The following is a 22,834-nucleotide window of genomic DNA, read 5'->3' as shown; positions in this document are numbered from 1 at the left end:
ACCTCCTATTTATTACTTGGTGAAAAACTATCTGCAAATTTAGAAATTGCAGTCTTTAACTCACTTTCATCCGGCAGTTCACCTGTCTCACGGATGTGATCCAATAAGTCTGAATGTTGACTATCAAAGTTATCATACAATTCTTTTTCAAATCGGCCGATATCTTCAACAGGAACAGAATCCAAATAGCCATGAGTTAGTGAGTATAGTAAGACAACTTGCTTTTCAACTGGAATTGGGTCATGTAATGGTTGTTTTAAAACTTCAACAACTCTACGACCACGATTTAATTTAGCCTGGGTTGCCTGATCCAAATCACTGCCAAATTGAGCGAAACTCTCTAATTCATGATAAGCTGCCAAATCAGTACGTAACGTACCAGCAACTTTTTTCATTGCTTTCATCTGAGCGCTACCACCAACACGGGAAACAGAATTACCAGCGTCAATAGCTGGACGAGTTCCTGCAAAGAACAAATCACTTTGCAAGAAAATCTGACCATCCGTAATCGAAATTACGTTGGTTGGAATATACGCTGAAATATCTCCCGCTTCAGTTTGGATAAACGGAATGGCAGTCATTGAACCTCCACCAAGTTCATCACTCAACTTCGCACTACGCTCCAACAGACGGGAATGCAGGTAGAAAACGTCACCAGGATAAGCTTCACGACCAGGCGGACGACGAAGGAGCAAAGAGAGTTCACGATAAGCAACGGCTTGTTTGGATAGGTCATCAAAAATGACTAAAACATCCTTACCGTTGTACATAAATTCTTCACCCATTGCCGTACCAGCATATGGTGCTATATAAAGCATTGGGGCCGGTTCACTTGGTCCAGCTTCGACAACAATTGTATAATCCATTGCGCCAAAGCGTTTCAAAGTTTCTACTTGCGTTCTAACAGTTGACTCCTTTTGACCAATAAAGACGTAAATACAAATTACATCTTGTCCTTTTTGATTCAAAATAGTGTCAACAGCCAAGCTTGTTTTACCAGTTTTACGGTCACCAATGATTAATTCACGCTGACCTCGACCAATTGGAACCAATGCATCGATTGCTTTGATACCAGTTTGAAGTGGTTGATTAACTGATTGTCGTTGCATAACTCCAGGTGCAGCATCTTCAATTGGACGAGTCTTAGTGGTTTTAATTTCACCAAGTCCGTCAACTGGCTGACCTAGAGGATTAACTACACGACCAATCAGTTCTTCGCCAACTGGCACACGCATGATTTCACCGGTTCTTTTTACTTGGTCACCTTCGCGAATATCATCAAAGTTACCCAAGATAATGATACCAACATCATTTGACTCAAGGTTTTGAGCAATACCATATGAACCGTTGTCAAATTCCAACAATTCATTAGATAGAACATTGTCCAATCCGTGAGCCCGGGCGATACCATCACCTATGTAAGTTACAACCCCAACCTCATTAATGTCGAGTTTGTCATCATAGTGTTCAAGCTGTTGCTTGATTAAAGAGCTAATTTCTTCTGCTTTAATGCTCAATGGTTTCACCTCTTTTAATTTTTACTAATTAACTGCGCACGAATCTTTTTCAGTTTGTTCTTTACTGAACCATCGATAACGCAATCGCCAACTTTTAGAATTACACCGCCGATTATCTCTGAATCTACTTTGTTTTCTAGGGTAACACTGGATAAACCAAATTTTTTGGCATAACTATCTCCTAGAGCACTTAATTGATCTTCATCGAGTTTAACCGCAGTTATTGCAGTTCCAACCATTATTTTTTTGCTGTCATTATACAATTTATTAAAGAAATCGATAATATCAACAAGTTCAAGAAAATGATTATAATCTAGCAGCAAATTTAAAAAAGTTTGAACTTCTGTACTGAAGCCCTGTTCAATTGCTGACAACGATTTTTTCTTTTCATCACTGTTTAAAATTGGATCACTAAAAACACTAAGGATCTGTGGATTTGTACAAACGGCTTTTCTTAATTCACATAATTCTTCTTTAACAGTATCCAAAGCGTTCTTGTCTTGCGCATAATTAAATAGCGCAGTTCCATAACGTGCAACAATTTCTTCTCTACTTAAGGCCATTATTTATTCAGCCCCTTAATAAACTGATCAACCAAATCTTTTTGATCATCAGCAGATAAGTTTTTAGCAATTACCTTTTCAGCAATTGTAACTGAAATATCAGCTACCTGCGCACGTGCTTCATCTAATGCATCTGCTTTGGCTTGTGCAGCATCTGCTTTGGCCTTTTCATGAATCGAAGCAGCGTCATCGTTAGCCTCAGCTACGATTTGACTACTTGTCTTCTGCGCATTAGCTTTTGCATCAGAGAGAATTTGTGTTGCTTCTTGTCTTGAATTTTTCAAGGCAGCTTCACGTTCATTAGCCAAAACTTCGGCTTTTTTGCGGTTGTCTGCAGCTGAATCTAAATCGCTAATTACTTTTTGCCGTCTTTTTTCCATCATTTCGGAAACTGGTCCCCAAGCATAGTGCTTAACCAAGACAAGCAAAATTGCAAAAACAATCAAATACCAAATGGTATTACCAATGTAAATATGACCTGATGAGGCTGCAAATAAAGTTTGAAATGTCATTTACTGCCCTTCTCTCTTTTCAACTTAATTACTTTTAAAAATTAAAGGAAGAGAATCAGAAAAGCAACAACAATTGCCAAAATTGGAACGGCTTCAATCAAACCAACACCGATAAACATTGTTGATCTCAAGTTACCTGCACTTTCAGGTTGACGAGCCATACTTTCGACAGTCTTAGTAATAACTTTACCGTTACCCCAAGAAGCAGCTAAAGCAGCAATACCAGCGGCTAACGCTGCAGAAATATATTTAAATGCTTGTGACATATTTAAACCTCCGAAAAATTATTCTTTTGTAACTTTCTTACCAATATAAACCATTGATAAGGTTACGAAAACATATGCCTGGATAGAGCCAATGAAGACAGAGAAACCTTGCCAAATCATCGCAAGTGGGGCAGCTAAAACCATGGTTGTAATACCAAAGCTAGGAGCTAAACTATTTCCAATCAATGTCAATAGAACTTCCCCAGCATAAATATTGCCGTATAAACGTAAAGACAAAGTCAAAAAGTTAGTTATTTCCTCAATCATATTGATTGGGAACAAAAAGCTAACTGGCTCTGCATAATTGCGCCAATAGCCACCTACGCCAAATTTTTGCATTCCAAATGTGAATGATAGAAGCAAGGTCATCATTGCAAACGACATTGTCGTTACTGGATCAGCTGTTGGTGACTTAACAAACATATTGTCACCAACTTTGACTTCTAAGAAGAGTCCCAATTGATTCATGCAAAAGATAAATAGGAACAAAACAAAAGCATAAAGTGATAGATGCTTACGTGCATCAGGATCACTGACATTATCTTTAACAATGCCATCAGTGAAATCCAATAAATATTCAATCACATTTTGCTTCTTGTTCGGTCTCAATTCAACTTTGCGCGAGAGCCAAATGCAGACGAATAAAACCACTGCAGCCATTAAAGTTGAGCCAATCATCCCAGCGAGATCAAAGTTTAAACCCAAAAATTTAAAAACAAATGATTTCTCCATTACTTCGTGACCTCCCTTCTTGTGCCCAGTTTATCGAACACTCCTACAATATTAACACCAAACAAACCTTTTGTGAAAAATTGTAAGCGAATTCCGTATACTATTTGTAAAAATATCGCTATTTAGTGCCAAACAAGCGGTCACCGGCATCACCAAGACCAGGAGTGATGTAGCCATTTGGTAATAACTTCTCATCTTCTGCTGCGGCATAAATATCTACATCAGGATTTTCTTCCTGAATAGCTTTTACGCCTTCAGGTGCAGCAACTAAAACGGCAAGTTTAATGTCCTTAACACCACGTTTTTTCAAGGCGCCAATAGCCATATTAGCTGAGCCACCAGTGGCAAGCATTGGGTCAACTACTAAACACTCACGATCTGCTACATCCTTAGGCATCTTACAGAAGTATTCGTGTGGTTCTAATGTTTCTTCATCACGGTACATCCCAATGACACCAACTTTAGCTGAAGGAATCATTTCCATCACACCATTGAGCATACCAATACCTGCACGCAAAATAGGAACAATCGTCATCTTTTTACCAGCTATTTCCTTTTGCGTTGTTTTGCCCATTGGTGTTTCAATTTCAACATCCTTTAATGGTAAATCCCTAGTAATTTCATATGTCATCAATCCGCCAATCTCACCAACAATTTGACGAAACTCATTGGAGCTTGTCTCCTTACGTCTAATGATTGTTAACTTGTGTTGAATCAACGGATGATCTAACACTGTAAATTTACCCATTCTTTTCCTCCTATAAAACAAATATACTTTCTCGCTTATTTTAATCAAAAAAGCAGAGGGTTTAAAGCCCTTTGCTTTATTTTTTTACTTTCCATGAAAATGTTTCTCAGCCGCAGCCTTATTTAAGCGGTTCATATATGCCAAGGTGGCCTCGCTGCCACTAAAGCCTTGAACATAAATTTGATCAATTGACTGCTTATCATCAAAATAGCGCAATGCACCAAATAAGTTATGATCAGCATCTACCAGATTCTTACCCAAACTGAACTTATTTTGCTCTGGTACATTCAATCCAACTAAAACAGAATCTAAAGCTGCTACGCCAGTATGCTCATTAAACTCAATTTTTGCAAAATCACTCGTGTCATCGACAATTATTACTGGTTCACTTGGAGCATAATGACGATACTTCATCCCCGGAGCCTTTGGTACACCTTGGTCTTCTACTTGCCCACTGTTAATCAAGACCTTTTCACCAAGTACTTCGCTTAGCTCTTGTGGCGTAATTTCACCAGGCCGTAAGACAACTGGCGTTTCGACGGACAAATCAATAATGGTTGATTCCAAACCTACTCTGGTTGGCCCACCATCGATTATGCCCGCAATTTTACCATTTAAATCATGATAAACGTGCTGTGCAGTGGTTGGACTTGGTTTAGTAGAAGTATTCGCAGAAGGCCCAACTATTGGATAGCCCAGTTTAGAAATCAAATCGTGTGTCAACTTATCATCTGGGCAACGAAAAGCTACAGTATCTAACCCACCAGTAACAGCTTTGGGCAAAGCATTAGGTTTAACAAAAAGCAAAATGGTCAGCGGACCCGGCCAAAAATGCTTCATTAATTTTTGCGCACGTTCAGGAATTTCTTTCGCATAATCCGAAACCATTGCTTCATCTGAAACAGTTACAATTAATGGATTATCACTAGGTCTTCCCTTGGCGGCATAAACACTCTTCACAGCCTTTTCATTAGTTGCGATAGCGCCAAGACCATAAACTGTTTCGGTCGGAAAAGCCACTAATTTACCTGCTGCTAAAAGTTTAACGGCCTCGTCAATTTGGTCTTGCTGAAAAATTTTCGTTTCCATTACTTATTCCACTTCCCAAATACCATTCGTGGTTTACTTGCCATATCATCCTTAAATTCAATTGTAAAATCAGGTAATTCTTTCGCAAATAGTTCTTGTAATTGCTGTTTTTCGCTAAAGCCAAATTCTAAGAAGAATTCTCCACCTGGATTCAAATGTTCACGTACCTGCTTGGCAAATTTTTGATAAAATGCAATACCACTTTTACCACCAAATAATGCTTCTTTAGGTTCATTTTGTAAAACATTCTGATCCATCACATCTTTTTCAGATTCTTTGATATATGGTGGATTAGAAATTATCTTATCGAACTTTTCTAATCCAATTAAAACGTTAGCTTTGCGCACAGTGACATCTAAATCATAGACTAAAAAGTTTTCTTCCGCTGTTCTTAAAGCAGCGTCTGTCACATCAGAAGCAAACAAATTTAAATCTGTGATTCCTTTTTTAGCTGCTTCTTTTGCTAAAGCAACAGTAATACAGCCTGAACCAGTACCTAAATCAAGTACGGTCTCACCGCTTTTTAATTCTTCAAGCGTCCAAGCAACTAGTTCTTCAGTTTCAAAACGCGGAATTAAAACACCTTGTTCAACTAATATCTTGTAACCATAAAACCATGAATAACCCAAAATGTATTGAGGTGAAATTCCTTTAGCAAGTTTTTTGACATCTTTTTCGGCTTGCTTAATTTGAGCGTCGGTTAGCGCCATTTCTTGTTTTAACTCAAATTCGCTTGGACTTAGTCCAAGTCTTTCAGCTAAAAGAAAATCAACGTCTTCTTGACGCTGATCAGCAGCCGTTTCGGTTGCCCAAATACTTAAGTCCTTCAAAGTAGCAATTTTAGCCATTTTGATCAGCCAACTCCTCTAATTGCTTAGTTTGGTTATATAAAATCAATGCATCAATGACTTCGTCCAACTCACCATTCATAATTCGATCTAACTTGTTGAGTGTTAAACCAATTCGGTGGTCAGTTACCCGGTTTTGCGGATAGTTATAGGTTCTAATTCTTTCAGAACGATCCCCGGTACCAACCGCATTTTTCCTCTTTTCGTCATATTGATCACGATTTTCACTTTCATAGTAATCATAAACACGTGAGGTTAAAATTTGCATTGCTTTTTCCCGGTTTTGTTGCTGACTACGTTGATCCTGCATTGCCACCACAATTCCAGTAGGCAAGTGAGTCATTCTAACAGCACTAGAGGTCTTGTTAATGTGCTGACCACCTGCACCACTAGAACGGTAAACATCAACTCTGATGTCCTTTGGATCAAGCTCAAAATCAACTTGCTCATATTCTGGCATTACAGCAACTGTTGCAGTTGAAGTATGTACTCGTCCTTGAGATTCAGTTACAGGGATACGTTGCACACGGTGAGCACCATTTTCATACTTTAATTTAGAGTAAACTTTGTCACCTGTAATCATGATTGCAACACGCTTATAGCCACCAACTTCAGTAGGTTCACTATCAACAATGGAGACTTGCCAATTTTGTCGTTCAGCATACTTTTCATACATTCTGAGTAAGTCACCAGCAAAAAGTGAAGCTTCGTCACCACCAGCTGCACCTCTGATTTCCATAATGATATCTTTATCATCATTAGGGTCTTTAGGAAGCATTAAAATTTTGATTTCGTCTTCCAAATCAACTATTTCCTGCTCTAGACCACTGTTTTCTTCTTTAGCCATTTCAACTAAATCAGAGTCGCTTTCGCTTGAAATAATTTCTTTATTGTCTGCTATTTCTTTTTTATCTGCTTTGTATTTTTGATATTTTTCTACAACATCATGTAAGTCAGATGCTTCTTTGGAAATTTCCATATACCGTTTGGTATCGTTGATAACCTCTGGATCGGCCATCATTTCTTGTAATTCATCATAATGAGCCACAAGTCCTTCAAGCTGTGCCATAATTTTATCCATATTTTATCAGTCCCTCTCTATCTTTGTTCATTTGGGTGAAAATAATGAAAACGACAAACCGGATAGTAACTTTCATCACCACCAATTTGGACCTGCTCACCTTCATAAACTGGTTTCCCTTCGTGAATACGCAAGTTCATTGTAGCCTTACGTCCACAATAGTGGCAAATGGTTTTTATTTCGTTGATTTTATCAGCAACAATCAACAGATTTTTTGACCCTTCAAATAGGTTATTCTGAAAATCATTTTTTAATCCAAAAGCCATTACTGGAATGCTTAATTCGTCAACAATTCTAGCACACTCAAAAACATGGTGCCGTTCCAAAAATTGTGCTTCATCAACAAAAACGCACGCAATTGGACCATCACCAAGCTTTTTTTCCTGATCATTGATTTTTTCGATATAAGCAAAAATATCCATGTCATGCTCAATTGGAATAGCCTTGCGATGAAGACCTATTCGTGAAGCAACAGTTCCTACCCCACTCCGATTATCTACGCCACTTGTCATCAGCACAATTTTTCGACCCTGAGCCTCATAGTTATGTGCGTCTTTCAGAATTTCAAGCGTTTTGCCACTACTCATTGTGCCGTAGTGAAAAAATAATTGTGCCATTTTTGCTCCTTTGTATAATTATATCCACCTGACTTTATCTAGTATAGATGAAAATCAAAATAAGTGCAGTTAAAATAGTAGTTAAAAACTCGTTTTCGTTTGCGTGCTATGCTATAGTTGTTACAGATTTTAAAGCGAGGGATAAACATGAATCTAAAATCTGATGTTGCCAAATTTGCCGGAAAATCAAGTTACTGGTTTCTTCACAATGTACTAAAAGGTGGAACTAGCTTCCCAGGAAAAATTGCAATGAAACTTGATCCAGATATTTTGAACACACTTGCTCAAAATTACGAAACAGTTATTGTAACCGGGACAAATGGTAAAACTATGACCACTGCATTGATAGTTGAAGCCTTACGAGAAAAATACGGCGAGGTTTTGACAAATCCGTCTGGTTCTAACATGCAGCAAGGAATTGTTACTGCTTTTTTAGCAAATAAAAAGAGCAAAGCAAAGCGCCCTATTGCTGTTTTAGAAGTTGATGAAGCCAACGTCAAAATGGTTACTAAACTAGTTAAGCCGAGTGTTTTTGTTTTAACTAATATCTTTCGTGATCAAATGGATCGCTACGGCGAAATTTATACTACCTATAATAAGATTATTGAAGGTATTAAGTTAGCTCCTGATGCAACCATCATCGCGAACGGTGATGCTAGTATTTTTTCATCAGTTGATCTGCCAAATCCTAAAATTTTTTATGGCTTCAAACTTCCGAGTGATCATTCACAAAATGATGTTAAAGCTCCAGTTAATACCGACGGTGTCCTTTGCCCTGAATGCGATCATATATTACACTACCATGACCGAATTTACGCTAACTTAGGCGATTTTTTCTGCCCCAACTGTGGCTATCGCCGTCCGGAGTTAACATATTCAGTCAGCGAGATTATCGATCAGGATCCAAATCATCTTAGCTTTCGAATGGGAACTAAAGATTATCACATCAATATTGGTGGAACATATAACATTTACAATGCCTTAGCAGCCTATTCTGTCGCACGTCATTTTGATCTTGATGATAAAGAAATTGCTAGTGCCTTTGCCAAAAACAAACGCGTTTTTGGTCGCCAAGAGTTAATTCAATACGCTGATAAGGACATTGATCTCATTTTGGTTAAAAATCCAGTTGGTCTAGACGAAGTTTTACATATGCTTAACACCGAAAAGGATGACTATTCTCTAGTTACCCTACTTAATGCTAATCACGCTGATGGAATTGATACTTCATGGATTTGGGATGGTCAGTTTGAAGATTTGAATCACGAGCAAATTAAACAAATTCTAGTTGGTGGACAGCGTTGGCATGACATGGGATTTCGCTTAGAAGTTGCTGGCTTTTCACCAGAACAAATGACTACCTGTCCGGATAACGAAGCAGTAATTGAAGAAATTGCCAAGCTTCCAACTAAAAAGGTTTACATTTTATCTACCTACACTGCCCTTCTTTCACTCCGCAAGACAATGGCAGAGAAAAAGATAATTAAGGCTGGCATGTAATTGACATAATTAACAGCTAAAAACTATTTTTGTAAAGTTTTTAAAGATAGCGCTTGCAAAAAGATGATTTTTTTGTTAACTTTAAAAGAGTTAATGATAGCGCATGTTACTGGTAATGCAGGCAAGACTACATTGATAACTAACATTTTGCTTTTTTAAGTATTAGTTATTTTTGTCGTCCTGTCTGCATTTTTTGATGGGTACAAGAATGAATAAAATTAAAAAGATACTAAATGTTAATGTTGTAATTATTGATCATGATGGAAATGAATATATTGCTTTTGGTAAAGGGATTGGCTACCACGCCAAAGTTGGCAGCGAAGTGCCTGAAGAAAAAATTAGTCGGAAGTACATTCCGGTTGATGATAACAAACAAAACGAGCTCGTTCAGTCACTACAAAAAATTCCAGCCAAGATCATTGAAACAACAACTGAAATAGTTGAATATGCAGAGCGAAGTCTGCACGAAAAGCTCGATGCAAGTATTTATTATGCTTTGTCTGACCATTTATATTTTGCAATTCAACGTTTGCAAAATAACTTATCGTTAGGCAACCGTATATATCTGGAAATGAAAACTTATTATCAGCCTGAGTTCAAAGTAGGATTACATGCACTTGATATTATCGAAGACAATTTAGGCGTAAAGTTACCTCAAGAAGAAGCTGCTAACATTGCTTTTCACATTATTAATGCTTCCAGTAAGCAGGAAAGCAGCAATGTGCTTGAAGTTTCTCGACTAATTGATAATATCTTGCAAACTCTGCGTGTTCTTTGCCACGGTAACCTCGCAACAGAAGGCTTAAATTACGAGCGCTTCGTTACTCATATTAAGTTTTTTGCTGAAAGGTATATCAGTGATCAGATGCTTTCAAATGATCCAGAATTACTAGAACAAGTGATGAATCTTTATCCTGAGGCTAGTAAAATTGCCATGAAGCTTAAGCAAACAATTGAAATTATTTATAGTAAGCCTATTACTAAGGAAGAGCTTGCTTATTTAATTATTCATATTCACCGTGTGACCATGTATTGAAAGGAAAAGAACAAATGAGAAGTAACAAAGAAGTTACCGATATGATCGTCAAAAATGTTGGCGGTCCCGATAACATTTCTAGCTTTTATCATTGTGCGACGCGAATTCGCTTCACATTAAAGGATAAAAGTAAATTTAATGCCGAATTTTTGAAGCAACAACCGGAAATCTTGGGGGCGGTTCAAGCAGGTGAAGAATCGCAAGTTATCATTGGCGCAAAAGTTGGTGAATACTTTAAACAGATTCAGAGTGATTATCACATTTCTGGTGATAGTTCTTCGGAGCCTTCAACCGATAAGGAAAAAGTTGGCTTTTTCAGAAACCTAATTAATATTATCGTTACCATTATGGCACCAATCATCACGCCATTAATTGCTGGCGGTATGTTTAAAGTGGTTATTTCACTTTTAACTACTTTTAATCTAATTTCAGTCAAGTCCCAGAACTATGCTATTTTGAGCTTTATGGCTGATGCCGTCTTTTACTTCCTGCCGATGATGCTGGCAGTTAGTGCTGCAGAACACTTTAAGACAAATAAGTTTTTGTCAATTGCTATTGCAGGTGTGCTTTTACATCCCAACTGGGCAGCGTTAGTTGCTGCAGGCAAACCAGTAACTCTGTTTGGAGCACCAATAACTTTAGCTACATACAGTAGCACTGTTATTCCAATCATTTTATGTGTTTGGATTCAATCCTACGTTGAAAAATTCGCTGAAAAAGTCTCCCCTAACGTCATTAAAACAATGCTTAAGCCACTTTTGATTTTTATCATCATGGCTCCTCTTGCTTTAATTGTAATTGGACCAATCGGTTCATGGTTAGGTGACTTATTAGCATTATTAATCAATAGTTTGAACAAATATGCTCCTTGGCTGGTTCCAACTTTAATGGGTGCTTTCTCACCTCTTCTAGTTATGGTTGGAATGCACGTCGCTCTGATGCCAATAGCATCTTTAGGTATTGCCAGTCCCGCAAGAAGCGAGAATATTCTTGGACCTGGTATGCTAGCTTCGAATATCGCTCAAGCTGGCTGTTCATTTGCCATTGCCCTAAAAGATAAACGTTCACAAAATCGCCAATTAGCACTTTCTGCTGGTGTAACTGCCCTATCAGGAATTACTGAGCCTGCTCTTTACGGTGTTACCTTAAAGTACCAACGAGCAATTTACGCAGTTATGGCAGCCGGTGGATTGGCTGGCTTTTACGCTGGTATTACTCAAGTTGTTAGATACTCATTTGGTTCACCTGGTATTTTCACCATTGTTAACTTTGTTGGTAAACCAGGTAACTTCTTAAATGCAATCATTACTGCAGTTATTGCCTTTATTTTAGGTTTTATCTTCACCTTTATACTCGCAAAAGTTGAAAAAACTGATTCAAGTGCGTCAAAAACATCAGATACATTAAATTCATCTAATACTGAAAATTACGCTGAATTTGAAGCTGTTAACGCTCCAGTTGATGGTAAAGTTATTCCTCTAGATCAAGTTAACGATGAAGTGTTCGCAAGTGGATCGCTTGGTTCAGGTCGCGGGATTGACCCTGAAACTAACCTAATTGTTTCTCCTCTAGCCGGTAAAGTTACTATGACCTATCAAACTGGTCACGCAATTGGAATCACATCAGATAATGGTAATGAATATCTGATTCATATTGGAATTAACACAGTTAACTTAAAGGGCGAAGGTTTCGACGTTCAAGTTAAAGAGCAACAAGAAGTAAAACAGGGAGATCCTTTGGTTCAAGTTGACTTTGCTAAAATTAAGCAAGCAGGATATGATCCGACTGTTTTAATAATTGCGCTCAATAAACCAGACAACCAGTTAAATTATGACTCAGTAGATCAAGTAACTGTTGATGATCGAATCTTCAGCACTAGAATTAAAGGACAAGATGATAATGAGTAAAACTTATTCGTTCCCCAGAGACTTTTTATGGGGTGGAGCAACAGCCGCTAATCAACTTGAGGGTGCCTATAATGAAGACGGTAAGGGGTTATCCACGATGGATTTACTTACTGGTGGTGATCATCAGACACCGCGAAGAATCACACGTCAAATCGAAGACAACACCCTCTACCCTAATCATATGGCCGTTGATCACTATCATCATTACAAAGAAGATGTTAAGTTATTTGCCGAAATGGGTTTCAAAACATACCGCTTTTCAATTGCTTGGTCAAGAATTTACCCTAATGGTTTAGAAAACGAGCCTAATGAAAAAGGTCTGGAATTTTACGATAGCTTAATTGCTGAATTGAAAAAATATCATATTGAGCCGTTAGTAACCATCTCACATTTTGAAAACCCCATTGGATTAACACAAGAGTTCAATGCTTGGGCCTCTCGTAAAATGATTCCCCAGTATGTTAAATTTGCTAAGACTGTAATCAAACGTTATCACAAAGATGTTAAATACTGGCTTACATTTAATGAAATCAACATGCTTGCCAAACCGCTTGGGGCGTATATGGGTGGCGGAATGTACTTAGGTGATTCAGAGGTCTTCAATAATACTGAGGAAGACTCTACCCAACTACGTTATCAAGCATTACATTATCAGTTCTTAGCGAGCGCCGAAATTGTTGATTGGGCACATCAGTATGATTCTTCATTAAAAATGGGCTGCATGATGGCCTACCGCATGATCTATCCTCTAACCAGCCATCCTGACGATGTTCGCTATGCTCAATATATGACTGAAATCAATAATTTTTACTGTGGTGACGTGCAGGTTAAGGGAAAATATCCTTACTTTGCGCAAAAGTTCTGGAATGACCACAATCTTAAGTTAGATATCACTGACGATGATTTAAAATTGTTACAAAAAGGAAAAGTTGATTTTTATACTTTTTCTTATTATCAGTCATCTACTGTCACTGTTACCCAAGACGATGCTGAAAAAGCAGCTGGTAACTTCTTTAACGGTGTTAAAAATCCATATGTTGAACGTAGTGCTTGGGGGTGGGAAATCGATCCTGTTGGCCTTCGAACAGCACTAAATCAAATATACGAACGTTATGAAATTCCACTAATGGTCGTTGAGAATGGGCTGGGAGCAGCTGATCAACTAGTTGAAAAAGATGGCCAATATACTGTCGAAGATGATTATCGGATTGATTATCTTCATGATCATATTGTTGAAATGGCTAAAGCAATTGAGGACGGCGTTAACTTAGTTGGCTACACCTCTTGGGGTTGTATTGATCTTGTATCAGCAAGTACAGGTGAAATGACTAAACGCTATGGCTTTATCTATGTTGATAAAAATGATGATGGTACTGGAACTTATAACAGATACAAAAAGAAATCATTTAATTGGTACAAAAATGTTATTGCAAGCAATGCAATAGACGATTAACAACACAAAATAAAAGAGCTTCATAATAGTTGGGCTTCAATCTGGCTATTTGGAGCTCTTTTTTCATGAGCAAATATGCTAATGGTTTGTGAAATCTGCTAATCCGGATGCAACAGAGTAATTACATTTTTGAGCAAACTAAAATACACGATTCGGTTAAATCCAAATCGTGTATTTAAATGTTATTCAGTTATACAAATATTTTGCTGCTCAACAGACTAGATACGCTTTTTAAATGCTGCAACCATTCCTAGCAATGAAACTGCAACGACAGAAATACCAGCTAATAACATCTTCAAAGAGTTAGTCTTATCAGAACCAGTTTGTGGCAAAACAGCTGGTTTAGCGGCAGGATCCTTAGTTGTTGTATTTACATTGTCACTCTTGTTCTCATCTTTTTTGGCAGTATCAGTTGAAGCTGCTGGGTCCTTCTTACCTTTGCTAGGATCCTTTTGATCAGAACTTGTACCAGGTTTTTCAATTGGGTTTTGAATTTGTCCTGAATTGTCAGTTACATTGGTCTCATTTGAACCATTGTCCTTAGTATAAATGTAGATTACCTCTTTAGGTGTGTCTTCAAAGTAACCTTCAGTTGGTCCTTGCCAATCCTTTAAAGTGTATCCAGGAATTGCCTTACGCATTGTTCCGTAGCTAACTTGTGTATGGCCGGAAATAGTTTGATCGTCAGCAATCTTATTTCCTGCTTCATCTTGATAATGAGCAACAACTGTAGCAGTTCTTCCATCGTTAACTACTGTAGAAGCAGGATTGGTAGCATCAGCTTTAACAACATTAGTTCCATTAACACCAGCAAAAGCAAATACTGCTGCAGCTGCGGCAGTCAATAAAGCAGCGCTTTTCTTGATTTTTAAGCTTTCAATTTTCTTCATAATTACTCTCCTAATAGCGTTTTCTATTCTTTAATACAATTATAATATCACAACTTGTTCCCCATACCTAGAAATTTTCTAAGTCTAATTTAAATCGGTCATTTCTTAGTTCTTTATTATTTCAGGTATGAAAAATGTTCTGTCAAAAGCCTATCACTAGTGTTTTATTTTAATCATACCGTACGTAATATGATTAAAATGACGTAGATTTAGCGGTGCAAAAAATAATATCTTCCAAAAATTTAAATATACATATATAATAGCTACGGTCATATATTTTTTATTGTCCACAACGCCAGTGACACTAAACCTATGGCATATTTTTGAAGGGAGATCTTAATGATCAAAATAAAAAAAGTACTATCAGTTGTTGGAATCAGCTTTTTAGCAATTACATTGGCTGGATGCTCTTCTAATAACAAGTCGAGCGACGCCAACACACTCACTAAGACTGAACAGCAGAAGAAAGCTTTCAAGGAAAAGTATGACGAAATTAAACTTGGAGATATTTCCGAAAAAGGCAACGGCGGTGCTTCTATTACAGAAACTACTGAGCTTTTAGGAAAGCCAAAATCTACTGAAACAACTTCAGTCAACGGACTTAAAGTTAAAACCATAGGTTGGAAAACATCAGGTGCTATACTTGTTGTCCAATTCTATAATAAAAAGGCAATCACAAAGACCATTAATAATTTTAAATGGGAAAAAGCGCCTAATAAATTAACTCTAAAAACATATAATAAAATCAAAGAAAATAGTTCTTATACCAGTTTAGTTAAAAAGTACGGTCAACCGGATACGTTAAACGATAATATCGTAATGGGTAAAAAGAACAAAGTTGCTCTTTACCAAACCAAAACCAAGTCAAAATCCGATAACAACAGTAACCGTGCCACTTTTGTTTTCTCAGACAACAAACTTATCTCAAAAACTCAAGTTGAACTGGATAAGTAATTTAAAGTATGACCAAATAAACTAGCTTTAAACTCAAAATTTGAGCATTAATAATTATTCAATCAAAAAGGTCGCATTCCAACAATTTAATTGTGGACTGTGACCTTTTAATATGCTCTAATTATTTTTTTATGACAACATTGCTTAGTAGGACTTACAAAGTTGCTTTCTTTATAAAGCTGTTCACATTTACAATGTAGTATTCCTTATTCTTTATTCTAATAGGTGAGCCATAAGTCTTTACCAGTCTGTTTTGCTTTATTTTTGTTTTTGTGCGGTTGCCATATCGATTATAAAGATATGCATTATGTTTCAAATTAGATTGCTTTGCATCAATGTTTCCCGCTGCAATATACAAACCATTTGACAGTTCATAATAGCTTCTTTTATTATTTACCTTTTTACCGACAACTTTAACTATTGATCCAGCAGTAAGAATTAAACGATTAGCGCGGGTTCCATTTTTATCATATAAATAGGCATTATGCATTAGCAGTTTTCCATCAAAAATCTGTGGTGATTTTGATGCAGTTTTCTGAGTATTTACTAGTAAGTTGCTCAATTTGACGTAGCGGTTTTTAGCAATAATGTAGTATTTAATGCCTCGAATACGTACAGGTGAACCATACGTTTTAATGCTTTGCCCCCTTTTGAGCTTGCCAGTATTGTTAGCTTTTTCTCCATATTGATTATAAAGGTAGGCGTTTTGCTTTAGCTTTCTAACAACAGGCTGAACATTACCAAATCGAACATAGTACTTCATATTGTTGTCATTTTTATCGATTACAGTATAAAAATCGCGCCCATTGATAGTCTTCTCACCATAAGTTGTAATGACTGAACCGACTCCCAAAATGACACCATTAGTACGCTTGCCAGCATCGTCGTATAAATAAGCATTATGCATCAAAGTGTATTCTTGCATGTTACTTAGATTATCTTCATTCTTATCGGCTGCTTTATCAGTGTGATCATCAGGTGCAATCTCTGGGACTGGACTTTGACCTTGTCCTGAATTAACGGTGCTTGTATTATTACTGTCATTGCCGTTTGATGATGGTACAAATTTTTTCCAAGTATAGGTGCCAGGCTTAAGTGTGCCAGCTTGAGTTTTTTGAAGTAGTTCACTACTGGTAAGCTGCGGTTCATTGTCGTTTCCCACCATACGCCATTTATCGATATAATCGCTCTTGTTGGACAACTTAGTAGGATTAGGCTGGTCCAAAGCCACCTCACTTTTTAACTTAGTTTTCGGCCCTAACACTATCGTTGTGATACCAGGAAAGAACTGAGTAATGACATTGCCATTATCCATAACTGCAACTTTTACCACAACATCATTTGCCAGCATGTTTTTCATGCTAACAACATTCGTAGTATCAAATGAACTTAAATCTAAATAATCTAGACTGAGCATAAAACTTAGCATGTCATCCATATTAGTCACTTTTTCTGTATTAAAATGACTTAAATCTAATTCGGTTAAGTTATAAGCACCATGGAACATATTTTTCATTGAAGTTACAGAACTAGTGTTAAGGTTTGATACTCCTTCAATTTTACTCAAACCAACACAACCATTGAACATGAAAGTCATATCCTGAACATTCTTTGAATTTTGTCCAAACTTACCTCCAATGTTTATCAAACCATCTTCCCCAACTGCAAACATATCAGTAAACATGTAACTCATATCTGTTACAGAGGAAGTATCCCAGCTAGACAAATTCAGTGCTTTAATTTTACTTGCGTAGAACATACCTCGCATATTAGTGACTTGGGAAGTATCTACTTTATCTAACCCACTTATTTCCGTGAGATTCACTAACCGCGTATCTTTTACATATCTAAACCAGTACTGAAAATCGCCACTCAATTTTATCTGATCTGTAAACTCGATTTTTTTGACGTTTTTTAAAATGTCTTGATCAGCAAAAGCACCGTTACTATCATTTTCACCGGTAATTGTACCCCCGTTAATCTTTAAGCAGTCATTGCTGTCATAACTCCATTTTGGACCATTTTCACCCCACGTACCACTTTTAACAATAGTCGGTTCAGTTTGAGATTTAACCTGTTCACTTTGTTTTCCTAGATTATCAGTATTTTTGCTGACCTGCTCTTGCGTATTAGAAGTGGCAGAATTACCCTTGTCTGAACTCTCTTCGCTATTTGGCTGGTTAACAGGCAAACTATCGGCTTTAATCACATTATTATTTGTAAAGAGCAATAAGCTAAGTGCAGCCACAGTTAAGCTGCTACCTAACATTGTACTTTTTCTTCTTGTACTCATATATAGCGTCCTCTGCACTAGGCACTCTTAATTATTATCTTTACAATAAACTTAGCACAAACTAAGAAAAGAACCTTTAAATTAGCCTGTGATATTAACTATTAGTAAAATAGTTAATCAGCATTCTATAAAGATATAGGACTAAAAGCTCAATAATATATGTACATCTAAGAACTTTATAAGACAATATCTGCTAAAAATGTCACCTACGTACCAAACATGATTTTTCCTGTTCTACTATTACTGATTAGAATTTATAAGTCTAAGAAAAAAACCTCTGGACATTTTTAATCCAGAGGTAATAGATAATGTTTTTAGCCAATTATACTTTTTTGCAGTTTTCTTCAACTATTTTGTGCAAATGAACCAACAAGTATATTTTTTCCTGCTTAGTGATTTTTAAAGCAAACTTTTTATTAATAAATTTATCGAAAGCATCAATAATCTCAACTTCTTTTGGCATTTTTGCAGCCAAATCCTGATAAAGTCCTTCTTTGTCTTCATCTGAAAAAAGTTTGTTTTCATAAACTCTTTCACAAAAATAATTTAAATGTGTTAAAAAGCGAGAATAAGTGAAAGTGCTTTGATCAATCTTTCCTCCGATAACCCTTTGAGTTATTTTCTCAAGGCTACTTACCAGATTAGCTATTTTCATATTCTTCTGTTGATCACTATGATCAACTTCAGCATCTACAAAATGTAATCCTATGGCTGTTGCTTCACTATCAGGTAATGAAACATGCATTTTTTTATTGATTAAATTGACAGCAAACAAGCCTACCTGATATTCATCCCTATGATGGAGCAAAACGTCAGGATAGTTGAAATTTTCACCAATATTGCCTTCTTTAAATCGCTTTACTACAAAAGAAATATGGTCAGCCAAGGATAAATAAAGGTAGTCTTTCACTTTAATGTGATATTCTTTGGCGGCAAAATCTATTATTTCCTTGACCATATTTAAATAAACTTCGTCTATTGTACTAGCCAACTGAATAAAGTTTTTTAACATTTTATTATCAGTTAAAACAAAGATTTTCTGAATCTCTTCGTTTTTAACGGGATAACCAATTGCTTTGTGATAGCCAATTCCTTTTCCCATTAGGATACATTCTGCTCCCGAATCATCTAATGCCAAAATGAGCGAATTATTTAAAACTTTTAGTACTTTCATCAGCTCACCGCCTAATTGCATATTTGTTTAGTTGGCCAGTCCATTGTTTGCAATGACTTTTTGGTACCAATAAAAACTGTCCTTGGGAATCCGACGTAAATCTTTTAAATCATCATCAGTTCTGTTTACATAGATAAAACCATAACGTTTTTTAAATCCCTGGTGAGAACTTAGTAAATCCATAACTGACCATGGACAATAGCCCACTAGATTTACTCCGTCTTGAATGGCATCATAACAAGCTTGAATATGATCTGCAAGATATTTTATGCGATATTGGTCATGAATTTTGCCATCTTGTGCCAAAATATCAGGTGTACCCAAACCATTTTCAGTAATAATCATCGGTAGACGAAACTGACGATGATATTCATTTAATACGATTCTTAACCCCATCGCATCAATTTGAGCACCATATTCTGTAGCTGACAAGTTAGGATTGGGTTCAATTTTAAAATAGCCATACAAGTTAAAATCTACATCATTTTCCCTTGTACCATATGGGTGGTTAGAATCACTTGGTAAGTAACTAGCAACGAGCGTCCGATAATAATTAACTGCTATGAAATCTGGTTTTGCATCCCTTAATACTTGAGTATCATCTTCTTGTATAGATGGGAAAATGCCAGCTTTTTTAAGATAATTAATATAATAACCGGGATACTGGCCATTACAATACATCTCTAGTGCATAATTTGTTTTAAAATTATCATTCATTTTTGCTGCCCAAACATCTAATGGTTTGCTAGAAGCCGGATAAGTCATTGTAGACGAGACTGCAGGGCCAATTTTACTGTTCGGAATTAGTTTATGACAATCTTCCATAGCGTATGCACTTGCTACAAACATATTGTAGTCCATTTGTGCTCTGACACGCTCTTTATTTTTTTCTTCAATATGATACATGTTCATGCGTTCGTCAACACGAACCATAAGGTTTTGCTCATTGAATACTTGCCAATTTTTAACTCGGTCACCAAACTCCTTAAAACATATTTGGGCATATCTTCTAAAAGCTGAAATACAAGCCCTATTTTCCCAGCCATTGTATTTTTCCACCAAAGCTAGTGGCAAATCAAAATGATATAAAGTAACAAAAGGTTTAATTCCATTTTCGATTAAACAATCAATCACTTTGTTGTAAAAGTCTATGCCTTTCTGATTCACTTTACCGTCTCCATCAGGAATAATTCTCGACCAGGCAACGGAAAAACGATAAACTTTAAGACCTAGTTCTTTCATTAAAGAAATATCTTCTCGATAATGATGATAAAAATCACTGGCTACCTTTGTATCTGCTTGTCCGGGACCAGCATGGACAAAAGAATTATAGTCTGCTACTGATTCTCCCTTACCATCTTCATTCCATCCACCTTCAATCTGAAATGCTGATGATGACGCGCCCCACAAGAAATTAGGGTCGAATTTTTTCATATTTTGCTCCTCCGATAATTATGCTTCAGACTTAATTTTATGATTTTGACAAGAGGTACAACAACTGATCGTTATTAGTAACAGCATTTTTCTTTGTTGAACCAATGGCTTCATATTCTTTTGAATTAGTAACGATAACTGTAGTTGTTATGTCATACCCTGCCTGCTCAATTTTTGAAATGTCAAATGACACTATTGGCTGCCCCTTCTTAACATGATCACCTTCTTGAGCATGCTTTTCAAAGTATTGCCCATTCAGTTTAACAGTATCAATGCCAATATGAATCATCATTTCAATTCCGTTATCCAAAATCAAACCAATTGCATGTAAAGTTGGATATATCATGCTAACTGTTGCATCAGCAGGAGCCACAATTTTTCCTACTGTAGGTTGTACAGCAATACCTTTACCCAAAGCTCCAGATGCAAAAACTTCATCTGAAACTTGTGCTAGAGGAAGTGTCTTACCCTCAACCGGAGAATTTACAAACAAATCACAATCGTTTGTAACCAAACCTTCGTCAATCGTTTTAGTAGAATTTTCGTTCTGGTTATCTGCAACCTGTTTTATTTCTTTACTATTTTTGCCTTCAGGAACTGTATCACTAGGTAAATCATTGAAACCAAATATAACCGTTAAAATACATGCTCCAGCAAATGCAATTAAGCAACCTAAAATGTAGCAAATAAATGCCTTGGTTCCTGCAGAAGCATAAACTGGAATAGTTAAAACGCCTTGATTAGCAAAAGCATTACCGTAAGAGCCACCCCAGCCCATTAAGGCACCACCTAAAGCACCACTAATTACTGCGTACACCATAGGTTTTTTCAGGGGTAAGTTAGCACCATAAATGGCCGGTTCAGTTATGCCAAATAAGGCTGTAACTGTAGCCGAAGCAGCCACAGTTTTAAGATTCTTGTTTTTGGTTTTTAAGAAAACACCTAATGCTGCACCTGCTTGCGAAAAATTAGCTGCACCCGCAAAAGCAAGTAAATTTTGGCGTCCTGTTTTAGCAACATCGTTTATACCAATCGGAATAATTGCTCTGTGAGCACCAAAAATGACCAATACGCACCAAATGCCACCGACGAAGGCACCTAGTAAAATTGGACTTAAATTCATGATGTAGTGGTATGCCCAGTTAACTGCGTTACCAATGTAAATACCAATTGGTCCAAAAATCATTAAAGTTGCAGGCACCATAATAAGTAAAGACAGCGTTGGAACCATAATGATTTTCAGAACATCTGGCATTATTCTCTTAACAAATTTTTCAACGTATGCCAATACAAAAACTGCTATGATGATGGGCACAACTGAGGAAACATAATTTGCCTTGGTAATCCCAATCCCAAATAACGTTACTGCATTCTTTCCCGTCATCAACTCTACCAAAGTGGGATAACATAGCGTTGCTCCCAGCGTCATAGCGATGTATTCATTTGTTTTGAAAACTTTGGCAGCGGATTTAGCCAAGATCACCGGCATAAAATAAAATAGTGCATCCGAGGCTGCATTCAAAATGATATAGGTATTAAATGTCTTGATATCGACATGATACATATTTAATCCAATTATTGCAGCTATAGCTAAAATACCTTTTAACATTCCCGATGCAGCAATTGCTGGAATAGTTGGTGTAAAGATGGCTGTAACCATATTTAGAATCTTTGTTCCTATGCCAACTTTTTCTTCTTGCTCATCATTTTGGGCATCAGCATTAGCCCCAAGCATCGGCATAATTTCATCATAAATCGCCTCAACTTTATTACCTAAAACGACTTGAAATTGACCGCTTGCCTCTACAACCTGAATTACTCCTTCTATACTAGACACTTCTTTTTTGTTTGCTTTAGCTTCATCCTTTAAAACAAATCTTAGTCTGGTGAAACAATGCGTCAAACCTGAGACATTTTCCTTTCCACCAACTCCGTTCAGGATTTGCAGCGCAACTTTATGGTTATCCATTACTTTTTCCTCTTTTACTAAATAAAAAAGACCAAATATGCGTAAAATAGACCAATAATTTTGGGGCATTATTTACGTACATTTGATCTTGCCTGCATTACCAGTAACACGTCAAATAAAAACTATTTTTATTTATAATCTATAAATTTAACACTACTGTTTCTTTTATGCAAGCGATTACAGGAAATAAATCATTTAAACTATTTTTTTACATTTAACATGACGTTTGTACTTATTGAGCTAATGACAGA

Annotated in this window: 20 protein-coding genes; 5 read left to right on the top strand and 15 right to left on the bottom strand. The window is 36.7% G+C overall.

Annotated features, from left to right (window positions below):
• Nucleotides 1–5: 5 nt before the first annotated feature.
• The 10 genes from atpA to H3T48_RS05370 form a co-directional block, all read right to left on the bottom strand.
• Nucleotides 6–1,517 (bottom strand): F0F1 ATP synthase subunit alpha, encoded by a 1,512-nt coding sequence (atpA, locus tag H3T48_RS05415; RefSeq protein WP_198188806.1) that lies wholly within the window; start codon nucleotides 1,515–1,517, stop codon nucleotides 6–8.
• A gap of 14 nt (nucleotides 1,518–1,531) precedes the next feature.
• A complete protein-coding gene (gene atpH / locus H3T48_RS05410; RefSeq protein ID WP_198188805.1) occupies nucleotides 1,532–2,080 on the bottom strand; it encodes an ATP synthase F1 subunit delta in 549 nt (182 codons plus the stop codon).
• Nucleotides 2,080–2,592 (bottom strand): F0F1 ATP synthase subunit B, encoded by a 513-nt coding sequence (atpF, locus tag H3T48_RS05405; RefSeq protein ID WP_046306647.1) that lies wholly within the window; start codon nucleotides 2,590–2,592, stop codon nucleotides 2,080–2,082. The genes atpH and atpF overlap by 1 nt, the downstream gene beginning before the upstream one ends.
• A 41-nt stretch (nucleotides 2,593–2,633) precedes the next feature.
• Nucleotides 2,634–2,858 carry a F0F1 ATP synthase subunit C gene (gene atpE, locus H3T48_RS05400; RefSeq protein ID WP_046306646.1) on the bottom strand — a complete coding sequence of 75 codons (225 nt, stop codon included), beginning with the start codon at nucleotides 2,856–2,858 and terminating at the stop codon, nucleotides 2,634–2,636.
• An 18-nt stretch (nucleotides 2,859–2,876) separates the two neighbouring features.
• Nucleotides 2,877–3,590, bottom strand: a complete 714-nt coding sequence (atpB, locus tag H3T48_RS05395; RefSeq protein WP_122034879.1) for a F0F1 ATP synthase subunit A — start codon at nucleotides 3,588–3,590, stop codon at nucleotides 2,877–2,879.
• A 118-nt stretch (nucleotides 3,591–3,708) separates the two neighbouring features.
• A complete protein-coding gene (upp, locus tag H3T48_RS05390) occupies nucleotides 3,709–4,338 on the bottom strand; it encodes a uracil phosphoribosyltransferase (RefSeq protein WP_046306643.1) in 630 nt (209 codons plus the stop codon).
• Between the two features lie 84 nt (nucleotides 4,339–4,422).
• Nucleotides 4,423–5,427, bottom strand: coding sequence for an L-threonylcarbamoyladenylate synthase (locus H3T48_RS05385; RefSeq protein WP_198188804.1), 1,005 nt, complete (start codon nucleotides 5,425–5,427; stop codon nucleotides 4,423–4,425).
• Entirely contained in the window at nucleotides 5,427–6,275 is an 849-nt protein-coding gene (gene prmC, locus H3T48_RS05380; protein ID WP_198188803.1) for a peptide chain release factor N(5)-glutamine methyltransferase, read from the bottom strand. Before prmC ends, H3T48_RS05385 begins: the two co-directional genes overlap by 1 nt.
• On the bottom strand, nucleotides 6,268–7,356 hold the full coding sequence (gene prfA, locus H3T48_RS05375) for a peptide chain release factor 1 (protein WP_198188802.1): 1,089 nt from the start codon (nucleotides 7,354–7,356) through the stop codon (nucleotides 6,268–6,270). Before prfA ends, prmC begins: the two co-directional genes overlap by 8 nt.
• A 17-nt stretch (nucleotides 7,357–7,373) precedes the next feature.
• A complete protein-coding gene (locus tag H3T48_RS05370) occupies nucleotides 7,374–7,973 on the bottom strand; it encodes a thymidine kinase (RefSeq protein WP_046306636.1) in 600 nt (199 codons plus the stop codon).
• A gap of 147 nt (nucleotides 7,974–8,120) precedes the next feature.
• Here H3T48_RS05370 and H3T48_RS05365 point away from each other — a divergent pair, with 147 nt between their 5' ends.
• The 4 genes from H3T48_RS05365 (at nucleotide 8,121) to H3T48_RS05350 (ending at nucleotide 13,869) form a co-directional block, all read left to right on the top strand.
• Nucleotides 8,121–9,473: a Mur ligase family protein gene (locus H3T48_RS05365; protein ID WP_198188801.1), complete on the top strand. Its 1,353-nt coding sequence runs from the start codon at nucleotides 8,121–8,123 to the stop codon at nucleotides 9,471–9,473.
• 208 nt (nucleotides 9,474–9,681) lie between these two features.
• Nucleotides 9,682–10,509 (top strand): PRD domain-containing protein, encoded by an 828-nt coding sequence (locus tag H3T48_RS05360; RefSeq protein ID WP_198188800.1) that lies wholly within the window; start codon nucleotides 9,682–9,684, stop codon nucleotides 10,507–10,509.
• Between the two features lie 14 nt (nucleotides 10,510–10,523).
• Nucleotides 10,524–12,416: a beta-glucoside-specific PTS transporter subunit IIABC gene (locus H3T48_RS05355; RefSeq protein ID WP_198188799.1), complete on the top strand. Its 1,893-nt coding sequence runs from the start codon at nucleotides 10,524–10,526 to the stop codon at nucleotides 12,414–12,416.
• Nucleotides 12,409–13,869 (top strand): glycoside hydrolase family 1 protein, encoded by a 1,461-nt coding sequence (locus H3T48_RS05350; RefSeq protein ID WP_198188798.1) that lies wholly within the window; start codon nucleotides 12,409–12,411, stop codon nucleotides 13,867–13,869. Before H3T48_RS05355 ends, H3T48_RS05350 begins: the two co-directional genes overlap by 8 nt.
• A gap of 218 nt (nucleotides 13,870–14,087) precedes the next feature.
• Here the strand turns inward: H3T48_RS05350 and H3T48_RS05345 are convergent, their stop codons facing one another.
• A complete protein-coding gene (locus H3T48_RS05345; RefSeq protein WP_198188797.1) occupies nucleotides 14,088–14,759 on the bottom strand; it encodes a MucBP domain-containing protein in 672 nt (223 codons plus the stop codon).
• Between the two features lie 339 nt (nucleotides 14,760–15,098).
• On the opposite strand from H3T48_RS05345, the gene H3T48_RS05340 reads away from it, so the two are divergent.
• On the top strand, nucleotides 15,099–15,713 hold the full coding sequence (locus tag H3T48_RS05340) for a DUF3862 domain-containing protein (RefSeq protein WP_198188796.1): 615 nt from the start codon (nucleotides 15,099–15,101) through the stop codon (nucleotides 15,711–15,713).
• Nucleotides 15,714–15,867: 154 nt separating this feature from the next.
• Here H3T48_RS05340 and H3T48_RS05335 read toward each other — a convergent pair whose 3' ends face one another.
• The 4 genes from H3T48_RS05335 to H3T48_RS05320 all read right to left on the bottom strand — a co-directional run bounded on the left by H3T48_RS05335 (nucleotide 15,868) and on the right by H3T48_RS05320 (nucleotide 22,583).
• Nucleotides 15,868–18,006: an SLAP domain-containing protein gene (locus tag H3T48_RS05335; protein ID WP_198188795.1), complete on the bottom strand. Its 2,139-nt coding sequence runs from the start codon at nucleotides 18,004–18,006 to the stop codon at nucleotides 15,868–15,870.
• Between the two features lie 322 nt (nucleotides 18,007–18,328).
• A complete protein-coding gene (locus H3T48_RS05330; RefSeq protein WP_198188794.1) occupies nucleotides 18,329–19,180 on the bottom strand; it encodes a PRD domain-containing protein in 852 nt (283 codons plus the stop codon).
• 27 nt (nucleotides 19,181–19,207) lie between these two features.
• Nucleotides 19,208–20,614 carry a glycoside hydrolase family 1 protein gene (locus H3T48_RS05325; RefSeq protein WP_198188793.1) on the bottom strand — a complete coding sequence of 469 codons (1,407 nt, stop codon included), beginning with the start codon at nucleotides 20,612–20,614 and terminating at the stop codon, nucleotides 19,208–19,210.
• A gap of 37 nt (nucleotides 20,615–20,651) precedes the next feature.
• Nucleotides 20,652–22,583, bottom strand: coding sequence for a beta-glucoside-specific PTS transporter subunit IIABC (locus tag H3T48_RS05320; RefSeq protein WP_198188792.1), 1,932 nt, complete (start codon nucleotides 22,581–22,583; stop codon nucleotides 20,652–20,654).
• Between the last annotated feature and the right edge of the window lie 251 nt (nucleotides 22,584–22,834).

The organism is Lactobacillus sp. M0403, assembly GCF_016101265.1.
Taxonomy (GTDB): Bacteria; Bacillota; Bacilli; order Lactobacillales; family Lactobacillaceae; genus Lactobacillus; species Lactobacillus apis.
Note: the sequence above shows the minus strand (reverse complement) of the source record. Positions and strands in the feature narration are given on the sequence as shown.

Bases quoted from the DNA above. Each gene is read 5' to 3' on its own strand.
- atpH (WP_198188805.1), bottom strand. From the start codon at position 2,080: ATGGCCTTAAGTAGAGAAGAAATTGTTGCACGTTATGGAACTGCGCTA.
- atpF (WP_046306647.1), bottom strand. From the start codon at position 2,592: ATGACATTTCAAACTTTATTTGCAGCCTCATCAGGTCATATTTACATT.
- atpE (WP_046306646.1), bottom strand. From the start codon at position 2,858: ATGTCACAAGCATTTAAATATATTTCTGCAGCGTTAGCCGCTGGTATT.
- atpB (WP_122034879.1), bottom strand. From the start codon at position 3,590: ATGGAGAAATCATTTGTTTTTAAATTTTTGGGTTTAAACTTTGATCTC.
- upp (WP_046306643.1), bottom strand. From the start codon at position 4,338: ATGGGTAAATTTACAGTGTTAGATCATCCGTTGATTCAACACAAGTTA.
- H3T48_RS05385 (WP_198188804.1), bottom strand. From the start codon at position 5,427: ATGGAAACGAAAATTTTTCAGCAAGACCAAATTGACGAGGCCGTTAAA.
- prmC (WP_198188803.1), bottom strand. From the start codon at position 6,275: ATGGCTAAAATTGCTACTTTGAAGGACTTAAGTATTTGGGCAACCGAA.
- prfA (WP_198188802.1), bottom strand. From the start codon at position 7,356: ATGGATAAAATTATGGCACAGCTTGAAGGACTTGTGGCTCATTATGAT.
- H3T48_RS05370 (WP_046306636.1), bottom strand. From the start codon at position 7,973: ATGGCACAATTATTTTTTCACTACGGCACAATGAGTAGTGGCAAAACG.
- H3T48_RS05365 (WP_198188801.1), top strand. From the start codon at position 8,121: ATGAATCTAAAATCTGATGTTGCCAAATTTGCCGGAAAATCAAGTTAC.
- H3T48_RS05360 (WP_198188800.1), top strand. From the start codon at position 9,682: ATGAATAAAATTAAAAAGATACTAAATGTTAATGTTGTAATTATTGAT.
- H3T48_RS05355 (WP_198188799.1), top strand. From the start codon at position 10,524: ATGAGAAGTAACAAAGAAGTTACCGATATGATCGTCAAAAATGTTGGC.
- H3T48_RS05350 (WP_198188798.1), top strand. From the start codon at position 12,409: ATGAGTAAAACTTATTCGTTCCCCAGAGACTTTTTATGGGGTGGAGCA.
- H3T48_RS05345 (WP_198188797.1), bottom strand. From the start codon at position 14,759: ATGAAGAAAATTGAAAGCTTAAAAATCAAGAAAAGCGCTGCTTTATTG.
- H3T48_RS05340 (WP_198188796.1), top strand. From the start codon at position 15,099: ATGATCAAAATAAAAAAAGTACTATCAGTTGTTGGAATCAGCTTTTTA.
- H3T48_RS05335 (WP_198188795.1), bottom strand. From the start codon at position 18,006: ATGAGTACAAGAAGAAAAAGTACAATGTTAGGTAGCAGCTTAACTGTG.
- H3T48_RS05330 (WP_198188794.1), bottom strand. From the start codon at position 19,180: ATGAAAGTACTAAAAGTTTTAAATAATTCGCTCATTTTGGCATTAGAT.
- H3T48_RS05325 (WP_198188793.1), bottom strand. From the start codon at position 20,614: ATGAAAAAATTCGACCCTAATTTCTTGTGGGGCGCGTCATCATCAGCA.
- H3T48_RS05320 (WP_198188792.1), bottom strand. From the start codon at position 22,583: ATGGATAACCATAAAGTTGCGCTGCAAATCCTGAACGGAGTTGGTGGA.